At 61.2% G+C, this 12,743-nt stretch carries 12 protein-coding genes; 11 read left to right on the plus strand and 1 reads right to left on the minus strand.

The window, feature by feature from the left end; all coding sequences use genetic code 11:
- Positions 1-311: 311 nt before the first annotated feature.
- The 10 genes from HV770_RS35165 to HV770_RS35210 all read left to right on the plus strand — a co-directional run bounded on the left by HV770_RS35165 (position 312) and on the right by HV770_RS35210 (position 10,137).
- Positions 312-1,463, plus strand: coding sequence for a porin (locus tag HV770_RS35165; protein ID WP_175166055.1), 1,152 nt, complete (start codon positions 312-314; stop codon positions 1,461-1,463).
- A gap of 210 nt (positions 1,464-1,673) precedes the next feature.
- On the plus strand, positions 1,674-2,726 hold the full coding sequence (locus HV770_RS35170) for a LacI family DNA-binding transcriptional regulator (protein WP_175166056.1): 1,053 nt from the start codon (positions 1,674-1,676) through the stop codon (positions 2,724-2,726).
- Positions 2,727-2,932: 206 nt separating this feature from the next.
- Positions 2,933-4,180, plus strand: a complete 1,248-nt coding sequence (locus HV770_RS35175; protein WP_121324575.1) for an ABC transporter substrate-binding protein — start codon at positions 2,933-2,935, stop codon at positions 4,178-4,180.
- Positions 4,181-4,276: 96 nt separating this feature from the next.
- The gene (locus tag HV770_RS35180) at positions 4,277-5,302 is read left to right on the plus strand and encodes a carbohydrate ABC transporter permease (protein ID WP_175166057.1); all 1,026 of its coding nucleotides are present in this window, start codon (positions 4,277-4,279) and stop codon (positions 5,300-5,302) included.
- Positions 5,299-6,138, plus strand: a complete 840-nt coding sequence (locus tag HV770_RS35185; protein WP_175166058.1) for a carbohydrate ABC transporter permease — start codon at positions 5,299-5,301, stop codon at positions 6,136-6,138. Before HV770_RS35180 ends, HV770_RS35185 begins: the two co-directional genes overlap by 4 nt.
- A 63-nt stretch (positions 6,139-6,201) precedes the next feature.
- Positions 6,202-7,539: a GH1 family beta-glucosidase gene (locus tag HV770_RS35190; protein ID WP_175166059.1), complete on the plus strand. Its 1,338-nt coding sequence runs from the start codon at positions 6,202-6,204 to the stop codon at positions 7,537-7,539.
- Positions 7,540-7,630: 91 nt separating this feature from the next.
- Positions 7,631-8,761, plus strand: a complete 1,131-nt coding sequence (locus HV770_RS35195) for an ABC transporter ATP-binding protein (protein WP_175166060.1) — start codon at positions 7,631-7,633, stop codon at positions 8,759-8,761.
- 39 nt (positions 8,762-8,800) lie between these two features.
- Entirely contained in the window at positions 8,801-9,031 is a 231-nt protein-coding gene (locus HV770_RS35200; protein ID WP_175166061.1) for a type II toxin-antitoxin system Phd/YefM family antitoxin, read from the plus strand.
- A gap of 486 nt (positions 9,032-9,517) precedes the next feature.
- Entirely contained in the window at positions 9,518-9,751 is a 234-nt protein-coding gene (locus HV770_RS35205) for a type II toxin-antitoxin system Phd/YefM family antitoxin (RefSeq protein WP_121324570.1), read from the plus strand.
- Positions 9,748-10,137, plus strand: coding sequence for a type II toxin-antitoxin system VapC family toxin (locus tag HV770_RS35210; protein ID WP_175166062.1), 390 nt, complete (start codon positions 9,748-9,750; stop codon positions 10,135-10,137). Before HV770_RS35205 ends, HV770_RS35210 begins: the two co-directional genes overlap by 4 nt.
- Here HV770_RS35210 and HV770_RS35215 read toward each other — a convergent pair.
- Positions 10,116-11,168, minus strand: coding sequence for a LacI family DNA-binding transcriptional regulator (locus HV770_RS35215; RefSeq protein WP_121324568.1), 1,053 nt, complete (start codon positions 11,166-11,168; stop codon positions 10,116-10,118). The two genes, HV770_RS35210 and HV770_RS35215, sit on opposite strands and share 22 nt — an antisense overlap.
- A gap of 270 nt (positions 11,169-11,438) precedes the next feature.
- On the opposite strand from HV770_RS35215, the gene HV770_RS35220 reads away from it, so the two are divergent.
- Positions 11,439-12,731, plus strand: coding sequence for an extracellular solute-binding protein (locus HV770_RS35220; RefSeq protein WP_175166063.1), 1,293 nt, complete (start codon positions 11,439-11,441; stop codon positions 12,729-12,731).
- Positions 12,732-12,743 lie beyond the last annotated feature (12 nt).

Below are 12,743 nucleotides of genomic sequence, written 5' to 3' on the forward strand. Positions count from 1 at the left end.
GTCCCGTGAATCGCCGGGCAGGCGGCGCGCGTCGTTTGGGCGGTTTTTCGCTGCACGGATTCAAACGGATCTGCCAGGCACATGACCACGGCCTCATGGTCACGAAGCGCGTGCTACTGCGTCATTGAATTGCGCGCAACAGCTATGTGCAACAGCGTTTTCCCTGACACGGAAGATCGATACGCCGCGCATTGGCGCTACCTATAATCGCCTCGAAATGTGTATCGGACATTTCAGCAAAGCGGGGAGTGTGCGATGAATCAGCACATCCTGAGCGGCTTGGAGACGCCAAAATGTATATAGGATATCTAATGAAAAAAGAAGTTCTTGCTTTGTCCATGATGGCAGCTGCGACGGTGGCCCACGCGCAGAGCAGCGTCACGCTGTATGGCCGTATCGACAACGGTATTCAATACGAGACCGGCCTGCCGGGTGGTCACGCATGGGCCGCGCAGAGCGGTAACTGGGGCTGCTCGTGGTTCGGCCTTGAAGGCGCCGAAGATCTGGGCGGCGGCACCAAGGCGGTCTTCCAGTTGGAAGGTCAGCTGAACACGATGACCGGCGCGTCCGCGGGCAATCTGTTCGGCCGCCACGCTACGGTCGGCTTCACGAACGACCGTTTCGGTCTGTTCAAGATGGGTAACCTCGGCGCCGGCGAACTGTCGCAGGACAGCTGGGGCACTGATCCGCAGCTGATGCAGCGCTACGCTATCTCGACTTTGGTGCGCGGCCGTAACTGGGCAAGCGCCAGCAACGGCGCGGAATACAACTCGCCGGTGTTGCTTGGCGGCCTCGTCCTCAAAGGACAGTATTCGCTGACCAACAACACGAGCTGGAACTCGGCGCCGAACAACGCGCAAGGTGTTCCGACCGGTCAGGGCCGCACTAACGCCGTCGAAGGGATCTACACGTTCGGCAGCGGCGACTTCCGTGTGATTTACGACGAAGTCCGCGGCGCGAACGGTTCGTTCAACAACGTCTACTCGGCTTCGCGTTCCATCCTCGCGGGCGGTACGTATGTCTTCGGCCCGGTGAAGCTGTACGCTGGCTACCAGCACCTGAGCGCACCCGACGCAACCAATTCGAGCATGGGTGTGAGCGACGCTTCGCAGCCGATCGGCGTGAGCGCGCCGACCAGCGTCAACCACGAATGGGTCGGCGCAGCGTGGCAGGTGACCACGGCCACGGCGATTACCGGCGCGGTGTTCCACGCGAACGCGAACAACGGCAACGGCAACGCGACGCTGTTCACGCTCGCCGCGACCTACGCCCTGTCCAAGCGCACCTTCCTCTATACGGAAGCCGGCTACGTCCACAACAGCTCGACGTCGAACCTGAACCTCGGCAACGGGCCGTACGGCAACAACAACTTCGATGCGGCGACCAACACATCGTCCAACAGCAACCCGAACTACGGTCAGAGCCAGACCGGCGTGTTCGCGGGCATCATGACGACGTTCTAAGCTGGACCTGCCTTAACGGGCAGGTAGCGTAGTGATCTCCGGGTTTTAAAGTACTGCTTATATCTCTTCACTAGAGAGGCCGGTGCGACGTAATCCTCCACCCTCGTCGCGCTGGCTGTTTTTTTTGGATCATCCTCCCAGCGTCTATGCGGTATCGGGTAGGGTTTACTCACGTTTGAAAGCGCTTTCAAAAAACGTTATGCTGCGAACATGATCGACGACAGCCCTAATCCACCCAATGTGACACTTGAGGAAATCGCTCGGGCAGCCGGCGTTTCTCCCAGCACGGTGTCGCGCATCCTGAACGGCACGGCGCGCGTATTGCCAGCCAAGCAGAAGGCGGTGGAGCAGGCTATCGCGCGATTTAATTACCGGCCCAACGTGCTGGCGCGCAGCCTCGCGAGCGGCAGGACCGACACGATCGGCGTGCTCACGCAAACCGTGTCCAGTCCGTTTTATGCGGAGTGGCTGCGCGGTATCGAAGACGGTCTGTCGGAGACGGGCTTCACGGCGCTCTTCGTCAGCAGTCGCTGGAACGTCAAGGACGAGATGGCGCGCCTCGAGCAATTCATCGCGCGCCGCGTCGACGGAATGATTCTGCTGCACGCCCAACTCGACGAGCCCTCGCTGAACGAATACTCCAGGCATGCGCCCTTACTTGTATTGGGGCGCTCGCTGCGAAACAGCGCGACGCTCGCGAGCTTGCCGCTCGACAACGTGCAGGGCGCGCGCGATGCAACCAGGCATCTGATCGAGCAGGGCCATCGCAGGATCGCGTTCATCGCGGGGCCGCCCAATCACGAGGATGCGATTGAGCGCCTCGACGGTTACCGGATGGCGCTCGAAGAAGCGGGCATCGGCTTTGACGCCGAACTCGTCGAGCAGGGCGATTATCTCGAGACGGGCGGCGTGGCGGCGATGGCGCGATTGTTCGCACGCGCCCCTGCGTTCAGCGCGGTCTTCTGCGCGAACGACCAGACTGCCTACGGCGCGCGTCTCACGATTTTTCATCGTGGTCTGCGCGTGCCGGAAGATATCTCGCTGGTCGGCTTCGACGATTTGCCTACCTCGTCGTACATGACGCCACCGTTGACGACGGTCCGCCAGCCCACCTATGAAATCGGGCGCCTCGCGGCTCAGGGCATCGTGCAGATGATCCGCAAGCAACCCATTGCGCTGAACCCGATTCCGCTCACGCTCGTGACACGGGAAACCACTTGCCGGCTCGCGCCTCCCTCCAGGCGAAAAGCGGCGCGAAGTTAGCCATCCCGCAGCCATAAGGCTGCAGCACCCCGCGGGGCTTTTTTTTGCCGCGCCGTGAAAGCGCTTTCAAACATGTCGAGTTTTTAAGTTACCGCTAACAATTCATAGGCAACGCCGAAAGCAAGCACAAAGAAGCAAACGAAGCAAAAGAAGAAGCAACAAGCAACCGAACGCAATCAACAAAACGGTTCACAAGGAGACGAGTAATGAAATTTCGCTTTTCAGGTCCTGCCGCCGCCGTGCTGCTCAGCCTTGCGGCAGCCGGCGCGCAAGCCAACACCACGTTGACGGTCGCGGTCTTTCCGAAGCTCGATCAGGAGATCAAGGACGCGCTGCCCGCATGGAAGAAGCTCCATCCAGACGTCGATATCAAGGTGTCGTCGCTGGCGATCGCTGACCACCACAACGCGATGACCACCGCGCTCGCGACCAGCTCCGATCTGCCCGACGTGATGGCGGTCGAAGTCGGCTTCATCGGCCGGTTCGCGGCGGGCGGCGGCCTGGAAGACCTGTCGAAGGCGCCCTACAACGCGGGCCAGTACAGGAACCAGTTCATCCGCTACACGTTCGCGCAGGCCACCACGCAGGATGGCGCGATCGTCGGCATGCCGGCGGACATCGGCCCGGGCACGCTGTTCTATCGCAAGGACATTCTCGACAAGGCGGGCGTCACCGAAGCCGATCTGAACAAGTCGTGGGACTCGTATCTCGCTGCGGGGCAGAAGATCAAGAAGGCCACCGGCGCGTACCTGATGGCGTCGTCGCGTGATATCGAGGACATCTACATTCGCGCCGACCTGAAGGAAGGCGACGGCGTGTACTTCGACAAGGCCGGCAATCCTGTCGTTACGTCGGAGCGCTTCGTCAACGCATTCAAGCTCGCGAAGAAGGCGCGCGATCTCGGCCTCGACGCGAAGATCACGCCGTGGTCGAACGAATGGGCCGAAAGCTTCAAGCGCGGCACCGTCGCCACGCAAATGATGGGCGCGTGGCTCGGCGGCCACCTGTCGTCGTGGATCGCGCCGGACACGAAGGGCCTATGGCGTGCGGCCAATCTGCCGAACAACGCGTACGCGTCGTTTGGCGGCACGTTCTACGCGATTCCGGTGAAGGCGACCCAGAAGCCGATGTCGTGGGAATTCATCAAGTTCCTGACGACGCGCCAGGACACGCAACTCGCATCGTTCCGTTCGATCGACGCATTTCCGGCGCTGCTCGCCGCGCAGAACGACGGCTTTTTCGCCGAGCCGGTCGCGTTCCTCGGCAACGAAAAGGCGCGCCTGATCTGGCGCGATGCGGCCGGACATATTCCGTCGATCCAGCGCAGCAAGTACGACCAGGTGGCCGAAGAAGCGGTGCACTCGGCGCTCGACAAGGTCGTCGACAGCAACGAAGACATTGGCACGGCACTGAAGGAAGCGCAGGACCAGATCGCACATCGCGTCCGACGTTGAGGAAGCGGCACGGCGCTGCGCGCGCCGTGCTGAGTTTGCAATAGCGTGGCCGGCGTCGCTCGCCGGCTGCGCCAGACTGGATGGACGGAACTACCGATGAGCCTTTCGCTGCCCACACCCGAACCGGCCGCCCCTGACGGGCGCATCGCCGACGTGCGCCTGCCGCTGAGCGCGCCGCGCAAGAAGTCACTGATCGATCCGGTGAAGATCGCGCCTTACCTGTTTCTCACGCCCTTTTTCGCGCTGTTCGCGTTGTTCATCGCTTTCCCGCTGCTGTTCTCGTTGTATCTATCATTCCAGAGTTGGGACGCGACGGCGGGACTCGCCAACATGAAGTGGGTGGGCCTGTCGAACTTCACGTTCACGCTGACCGACCCGTGGTACTGGAAGTCGCTCTACAACACGGCATCGATGGCCATCATGTCCGGCTTGCCGCAACATCTGGTTGCGCTGCCGCTCGCGTTTTTCCTGCAGACCGCGTTTCGCCGCTGGCGCAATTTCGTCGTCGGTCTGTACTTCCTGCCGTTCATCACGTCGAGCGTGGCGATCGCATTGATCTTCTCGTCGCTGTACTCGACGGACTTCGGCATGATCAATCTCGCGATTGCCGAGATTGGCAAATTGCCGGGCCTGCACTGGATCGTGCCGGCTCATCCGATCGAATGGCTGTATAAGCCGGCCAGTGTCAAGCCGGCGGTGTCGGTGGTGATTTTCTGGCGTTATGTCGGCTGGAATACGGTGCTTTATCTGTCGGCGCTGCAAACCATTCCAAAGGATCTGTACGAAGCCGCGAAGATCGACGGCGCGAACGGCTGGCAGCAATTCACGCGCATCACGATCCCGCTCATCAAGCCGATGATTTTCTTCGCGGTGACGCTGTCCATCATCGGCGGTCTGCAACTGTTCGAAGAGCCGTTCATCCTGCTGCCGAACGAAGGCATGGGCACGAGTCAATCGGGTTTGACCACGGCCGTCTACATGTACCGCACGGCTTTCCACGACGGCGATTTCGGCACCGCGAGCTCGATTGCGTGGCTGCTGTTCATCACCATCGCCGCACTGATGTGGCTGAACACGCGCATCTTTCACCGCAGCGGCATGAACGAGGAGAACCAGCGATGAAACTGTCGCAACTGTCGAATAACAAGGCCCGCTATACCGGCTATGCAATCGTGCTGGCGGGCGCGCTGCTGATGTTCTCGCCGTTCTATTTCATGTTCGTATTCGCGACGCACACCAGCTCCGAAATCTTTTCGATGCCGCCGCCGTTGTGGTTCGGCAGCGCGTTTCTGGACAACATGGCCTCGCTGATGCGGCACATCCCGTTCTGGCGCAATCTCGGCTGGAGCTTCTATACGGCCACCATGCAGACCCTGCTGACGCTGCTCGTCACGTCGATGGCGGGCTACGCGTTCGCGATGTATGAGTTCCGCTTCAAGAAGGCGCTGTTCGCGCTCGCGCTGACGGCGATGCTGGTGCCGCCGTTCCTCGGCATGATTCCGACCTTCATGACGATGAACCTGCTCGGCTGGATCAACGAGCCTCGCGCGCTGTACGTGCCCGGCGCGGCCGCCGCGCTCGGCGTGTTCCTGATGCGCCAGTACGTTGCATCCGCGATTCCGTCCGAGCTCATCGAGGCGGCGCGCATCGACGGTTGCGGCGAATTCCGCATTTACTGGAGCGTGGTGCTGCCGCTGCTGGGACCGGCATTGGGCACGCTTGGGCTCATCAGCTTCATCCAGGCATGGAATAACTTCCTGTCGGCGCTCGTCGTGCTGCGCTCGCCGTCGATGTACACGCTGCCGCTCGCGCTGCGCATTCTGCAGAGCCCGACCAATTCGGATTGGGGCGCGGTAATGGCGGGTTCGGCGGTTGCGGTGCTGCCGCTCCTCGTGCTGTTCGCGTTCACTTCACGCCGGTTGATCGACGGTCTGACGACCGGCGCGGTCAAGGCCTGATCTGGTTTCATCCGACTACTTCGAGCCCTCACCGGGGCATGACTATCCAGGACAACATTATTTATGTCGACATATCGGTTCAAGGAAGACTTCGTTTGGGGCGTCGCCACCAGTTCCTATCAGATTGAAGGCGCAGCGCATGAAGACGGCCGCGGCCCGTCGATCTGGGACGCGTTCTGCAGCGTGCCGGGCAAGGTCGTGAACGGCGAGAACGGCGATGTCGCGTGCGATCACTATCATCGTCTCGAGCAGGATCTCGACCTGATGGCCGAACTCGGCATGCAGGCCTATCGCTTCTCGATCGCATGGCCGCGCGTGCAGCCGGACGGCCGTGGTGCGTTCAACGAGAAAGGCCTCGGCTTCTATGAGCGTCTCGTCGACGGCTTGCTCAAGCGTGGCATTCAGCCGTTCGCGACGCTGTATCACTGGGATTTGCCGCTCGCGTTGCAGGAAACGCAAAACGGCTGGGAAAACCGCGACACGGCCTATCGCTTCGCTGACTACGCGCGCAAGATCGGCAGCGTACTCGGCGACCGGGTGGCGTCGATCGCGACTCACAACGAGCCGTGGTGTACCGCGTGGCTCGGCAACGCGACCGGCTATTTCGCGCCGGGCAACGCAGACCTGAAAAAAGCCGCGAACGTCTCGCACCATCTGCTGCTCTCGCACGGCCTCGCATTGCAGGCACTGCGCGCCGACGGCGTGAAGGCGCCGCTGGGGATCGTGCTGAATCAGTCGCCGGCGCACGGCGCGACCGATTCGCCCGAGGACCAGGCCGCCGCGTCGCTCGAATATTCGAAGTTCGTCAGCTGGTATATGGACCCGCTGTTCAAGGGCGAATATCCGGCCACGGCGCTGCAATGGTACGGCGAGAACGGCCCGCAGGAAGTGATTCGCGAGGGCGACTTCGACATCATTGGCACGCCCATGGACTTTTTGGGCATCAACTATTACACGCGCATTTTCGCGAGCGCATCCGGTGAAAAGCGGCCGCCGGGCGTACTCGGCTTCACGGACATGGACTGGGAAGTCTATCCGCAAGGGCTGACCGAATTGCTGAGCGGCCTGAACGCGAACTACAAACTGCCGCCCATCTACATCACCGAAAACGGCTGCGCGGCCAGGGACGTGCTGGACAACGGGCGCGTGCGCGACACCGACCGCATCGAGTTCTACGACCTGCATCTGGCTGCATTGTCGGATGCCGCGCAAAAAGGTGTCGACGTGGCCGGCTATTTCGCGTGGAGCCTGATGGACAACTTTGAATGGGCGTCCGGCTACGACAAGCGCTTCGGCATGGTGCACGTCGACTACGCAAGCCAGCAGCGCACGCCGAAGGACAGCGCGCACTGGTATCGCGACGTGATCGCGCAGCACGTCGGCGCGGCGTTGCCCCGCTGAAGCGCAGGCACCGGCATCACAACCTGCGTGACGCGCGCCACGGGCGGCGTCGCGCGGGAGAGCAAGGTCACGGATTCAGGAGAAGCTAGACATGGGCGAACTCGTATTGCGCAACGTCGCGAAGACGTATGGTGAAGGGCCACAGGTCATTCAGGGCATTGATCTTCACATTCCGGATGGCCAGTTCACGGTTTTCGTCGGGCCGTCCGGGTGTGGGAAGTCGACCATGCTGCGCATGATCGCCGGGCTCGAATCGGTGAGCGGCGGCGACATTCTGATCGACGGCGTACGGGTCAACGATCTGCAGCCTGCGGACCGTGGCATCTCGATGGTGTTTCAGAGCTACGCGCTCTACCCGCACATGACAGTCGCGGAAAACATGGGCTTTTCGCTGAAACTGTCGGGCAAGTCGAAGCAGGAAGTCCGTGAGGCGGTCGGACGGGCGGCAGAGATTCTGCAGATCAGCCATCTGCTCGAACGCAAGCCGAAGGCGCTCTCGGGTGGTCAACGGCAACGCGTCGCGATAGGGCGGGCGATCGTGCGCAAGCCGCGCGTGTTCCTGTTCGACGAACCGCTATCGAATCTCGACGCTGCGCTGCGCGTGCAGATGCGCATCGAGCTCGCGAAGCTGCATCGCGAACTTGGCACGACGATGATCTACGTCACGCACGACCAGGTCGAAGCCATGACGCTGGGCGAGAAAATCGTCGTCTTCAACAAAGGACATATCGAGCAGATCGGCGCGCCGCTCGATCTGTATGACCGGCCGGCCAACCGTTTCGTCGGTGGCTTTCTCGGCTCGCCGCAGATGAACATGCTGCCCGCCACGCTCGTCTCGCAAGGCGAAACTCAAACCGTCATCACGCTTGCCGGTGCGACTGAACAGATCGTGTTGCCCGGCCGTCCGGGCAGGCCGCTCGGCGGCAAGCTGACACTCGGAGTGCGGGCCGAGCATCTCGGCATCGGCGCGGCGGGCGAAGGACTCGGCGCGCGCGTCGAACTGGTCGAGCATCTGGGCGACGTATCGCTGCTGCATGCGCACCTCGACGGCGCGGGGCAGGCGATTTCACTGAAGCTCGACAAGAAGGATGCGCAGCATGCGGTCGGCGCGCGCGTCGGCATCAAGGTGGCGGCGTCGGCGGTAACGCTGTTCGATGCGGACGGCGTTGCGGTGCCGTTCGAGCGTAGCGAAGTCGAAGGGCATGTCCACGCGATGATTTGAGCGCGTCGATAACCAACAACCGGTCGGGTGGAGAGCGCAATGGAAAAGAGAGTATCGAAAGCCATATTCAAGTCCAGGGCATGCGAACTGTTCCGGCAGGTGGAGTCGCTGGGGGAAACCATGGTGGTCACGGATCGTGGGCAACCGACCATCGAGATTCGCCCCTATCGCAGCAAGCTCGGCAGTCCGCTTGAACTATTGCGCGCATCGATCGTTCATTTCGATGCTACGCAGGCGTCGCAGCCTGAGCCGATAGAAGAAGAGCAGTGAATCGGCTTAATGCTGCCGCGGGAACCAGCGGCCGTTTGGGCATGCGCTGGGTACCTGTAACGTTAGCGATAACGCTGTCCTGTTCACCATGCTTTATCCGCAACCTTGCAACATGCTTTCACCTGTCGGCAGGCGCCGCGCGGCGCTGTAGGCGAATCTCCGGAGCCACCTCGCGGGACCAGGTAAACTCCGCATGGCGGTCCCACAATGGTGCTATTAACATGTTCTAACGTTAAGGATAACGTTAAACATATTGCTGTTGCACTATCACGACGAAGGCGGCTATCGGCCAGATCGGAGCGCCGCTCCGCACGTGCGGCGACTCATGTGGCCGGACCGTCGCACGAGCGTTGTTGGAAATGAAGAAGCCGGAGAGAGCTTCCTTGTAGCAGGTTGAAAATCGATAACGAATATCTGGCCGCCAACCGCAATCGTTGCGGCCCGATCCAAAAAATAGCTGGTTGAATTATCTGGGTGGAGAGCGCAATGGAAAAGAGAGTATCGAAGGCCATTTTCAAGTCCAGGGCATGTGAACTGTTCAGGCAGGTGGAAATGCTGGGGGAGACCGTTGTCGTCACGGACCGTGGGCAGCCCACCATCGAAATCAGGCCCTATCGCAACAAGCAGGAGAACCCGCTCGAACTGTTGCGTGCTTCGATCGTGCATTTCAACATGAAGCACTTGCCCCTTCCTGTCACGGCGGAGCAGGAAGATCGATGATCACGCTCGATACGCTTGCACTGGTGTGCTGGCTGAGCAGACAGAAGGCATTGAGTCAGGCAGCACACGACGCGATCGATCGCGAACTGGACGGCGGTGAAATCCTGATTTCGGCGATCAGTGCGCTCGAAATCGCGGAATTCGTCAACGACGGCCGGCTCGGGTTGTCGATGGACGCGCGCTGGTGGCTGTCGACGTTCGTCTCGATGGAAGGTGTGCGGATGGTTCCGGTGGACACCGAAATCGCCTTGCGCGCGGCGCGGCTGTCGTCCGCGCTCACGTCCCATCAGCGCCTGATCGTCGCCACTGCCCGCACGTTCGGCGGCGCGCTCGTCACGTCGGACGCGAAGGTGCGCGCCTCGACTTACGTGGAAACCATCTGGTGACGTGCGCGGCGGCGCGGCTTCGTGCGCACTGGTCCGGTGGAGTCGCGCACGACCAGTTCCGCCGGCAGCGTGATGCGCTGCGAGGCTGCATCGATACCGGCGATCCGCGCGAGCAGCGTATTGACCGCCGAGCGCGCCATCTGCTGGAAAGGTTGGCGGATTGTCGTGAGTGCCGGATGAAATTGCTCCGACATCGGGATGTCGTCGAAGCCGATCACCGAAATGTCGTCCGGCACGCGCAAGCCCGCTTCCCTGATCGCGGCGATCACGCCAAACGCGCTTTGATCGTTCGCGGTGAAGATGGCGGTGGGCGGATCGGCGAGATTGAGCAGATCGAACGTGACATCGAACGCCATCATTTGCGACAGATCACCGGCTGCGACCAGCGCGTCCTCACGCGGCAGCCCGAGCCGGGCCAGCGTGTCGTGATAGCCGCGCTGACGGTCGCGCACCCCTTCGATCGTTTCGTCGCCCGCGAGAAACGCGATCCGCTTGTGACCGAGTTCCGCGAGATGCTCGACCGCAAGACAGGCGCCGCCATAGTTATCGACCGACACCGATGGAAAACCGGTCAGCGTGCCGCGCTGATCCACGACCACGACCGGTACCTTCGCGGTAGCGAGCGCTTCGAGACAGAGCGATTCGCGCGGCAGGATGGCGAGAATCCCATCCGAGAATTGCTGGATCAAGCCGAGCAGGTCGTGATGCGTATCGCGGTCTTCGTCGAATACCGTGTAGACGAGCATCTCGCAACCCGCGCCGCGCGCCGCGCGGCCCGCGCCGAGAATCAGCTCGCTAGAGAACTGGGTGTCCAGTGTCGGCGTGATGATGCCGATGATGCCGTTGCGGCCACCCGAGAGTTTCTGCGCAGTGCGGTTGACGACATAACCGATATCCGACGCGATTCGCAGCACTTCGTCGCGAGTTTCGCGCGACACGCCCGGGCGGCCGTTGAGCGCGCGCGAAGCGGTCATCTGCGAGACGCCGGCGAGCTTGGCGACATGCTCGAGCGTCGGGGTCTGCCTTGCCATGCGTGATGAGGGCGTACGAGAGGTCATGTCGAATTGGACTCGCCTTTAACGTTAGCGATACCGTTTATATTCTAACTATTCTACCAGAATAGGTTGCGCGCGCCGACCCTTCGCCAGTGGATCTTCTTGTAGTATGCAAGCCGCGCGGGCGGCGACCAGGTAAAATCCCGCATAGCGGTAGTTCACACGTCGGCCTAACATTGGCTAACGTTAAGGCTAACGTTACACGTTTCGGTTGGCATTCTAATATCCATAGAGGGGACACAAAACATGGCGTACCCGGCTTTTTCTAAAGTACGGTCAATTGTCAGCGCCACGGCGCTCGCATTTTCGCTGTCCGCAGTCGTTTCGACAGCTGCATTCGCACAATCGACGATCACCGCGTGGGATCAGCAGACCAATACGTCGTCGAGCAAGATCATTCGCGACGCGTCGGATCGTTTCGAAAAGGCGGCTCCAGGCTACAAGGTCGAGAATTCGCACATCCTGAACGAAGCATACAAGACGAAGCTGAAGGTCGCGTTCGGCGCGAACCAGCCGCCGTGCGTGTTCGAGAACTGGGGTGGTGGCGGCCTGCACGAATACGTGAAATCCGGCCAGATCGTCGACCTCACGCCGTACCTGAACAAGGACCCGGCGTATCGTAACCGCTTCATGCAATCGTCCTGGAATGTCACGACATACGACGGCAAGACCTATGGTGTCGCTGCCGAAAATGCAGCGGCCGCAGTGATCTTCTATAACAAGGACGTCTTCGCGAAGTACGGCGTCACACCGCCGAAAACGTGGGACGAACTGATGCACGTCGTTGCCGTGCTGAAGTCGCACAACGTCGCAGCGTTCTCGCTCGCGAACAAGAACAAGTGGACCGGCTCGATGTACTACATGTACCTCGTCGACCGTATCGGTGGTCCGCAAGTCGTGAAGGACGCGATCGAAGGCAAGGGCAAGGGCTTCGAAGATCCGGCGTTCGTCGAAGCCGGCAAGCGTATCCAGGAACTCGTGAAGGCTGGCGCGTTCGCGCCGGGCATCAACGGTCTGGATTACGACTCGGGTGCTTCGCGCCGTCTGCTGTACTCGGGCAAGGCTGCCATGGAGCTGATGGGCGCGTGGGAAGCTTCGACCATCGCGAACGAAAATCCGACGTTCTCGAAGGATCTCGATTTCTTCCCGTTCCCGAGCGTGCCGGGCGGCAAGGGTGATCCGCGCGACCTGATCGGCACGGTGGGCGATGGCTTCCTGAGCATCTCGACCGAGTGCAAGACGCCCGACGTAGCGTTCAAGCTGATCCAGGCAATGACCGACGACCAGGCGATGCAGGCTCGTGCGTCGGATGACCACAAACTCCCGCCGGTCAATAACGTCAAGATCGACGATCCGTTCACGCAGCGTCTGCAGAAACTGCTTGCCGCCGCTCCGAGCGTGCAGCTCTGGTACGACCAGGCACTCCCGCCGGCTCTCGGCGAACTGCACAAGGACACGACGCAGCAGCTGTTCGGTCTGTCGCTGACGCCTGAGGCTGCTGCGCAGCAAATGGAAGCCGCTTCGAAGAAGGGCGGTTAATCTTCAGTCCCA

The organism is Paraburkholderia fynbosensis, assembly GCF_902859935.1.
Lineage (GTDB): Bacteria > Pseudomonadota > Gammaproteobacteria > Burkholderiales > Burkholderiaceae > Paraburkholderia > Paraburkholderia fynbosensis.

Bases quoted from the DNA above. Each gene is read 5' to 3' on its own strand.
- HV770_RS35165 (WP_175166055.1), top strand. From the start codon at position 312: ATGAAAAAAGAAGTTCTTGCTTTGTCCATGATGGCAGCTGCGACGGTG.
- HV770_RS35170 (WP_175166056.1), top strand. From the start codon at position 1,674: ATGATCGACGACAGCCCTAATCCACCCAATGTGACACTTGAGGAAATC.
- HV770_RS35175 (WP_121324575.1), top strand. From the start codon at position 2,933: ATGAAATTTCGCTTTTCAGGTCCTGCCGCCGCCGTGCTGCTCAGCCTT.
- HV770_RS35180 (WP_175166057.1), top strand. From the start codon at position 4,277: ATGAGCCTTTCGCTGCCCACACCCGAACCGGCCGCCCCTGACGGGCGC.
- HV770_RS35185 (WP_175166058.1), top strand. From the start codon at position 5,299: ATGAAACTGTCGCAACTGTCGAATAACAAGGCCCGCTATACCGGCTAT.
- HV770_RS35190 (WP_175166059.1), top strand. From the start codon at position 6,202: ATGTCGACATATCGGTTCAAGGAAGACTTCGTTTGGGGCGTCGCCACC.
- HV770_RS35195 (WP_175166060.1), top strand. From the start codon at position 7,631: ATGGGCGAACTCGTATTGCGCAACGTCGCGAAGACGTATGGTGAAGGG.
- HV770_RS35200 (WP_175166061.1), top strand. From the start codon at position 8,801: ATGGAAAAGAGAGTATCGAAAGCCATATTCAAGTCCAGGGCATGCGAA.
- HV770_RS35205 (WP_121324570.1), top strand. From the start codon at position 9,518: ATGGAAAAGAGAGTATCGAAGGCCATTTTCAAGTCCAGGGCATGTGAA.
- HV770_RS35210 (WP_175166062.1), top strand. From the start codon at position 9,748: ATGATCACGCTCGATACGCTTGCACTGGTGTGCTGGCTGAGCAGACAG.
- HV770_RS35215 (WP_121324568.1), bottom strand. From the start codon at position 11,168: ATGGCAAGGCAGACCCCGACGCTCGAGCATGTCGCCAAGCTCGCCGGC.
- HV770_RS35220 (WP_175166063.1), top strand. From the start codon at position 11,439: ATGGCGTACCCGGCTTTTTCTAAAGTACGGTCAATTGTCAGCGCCACG.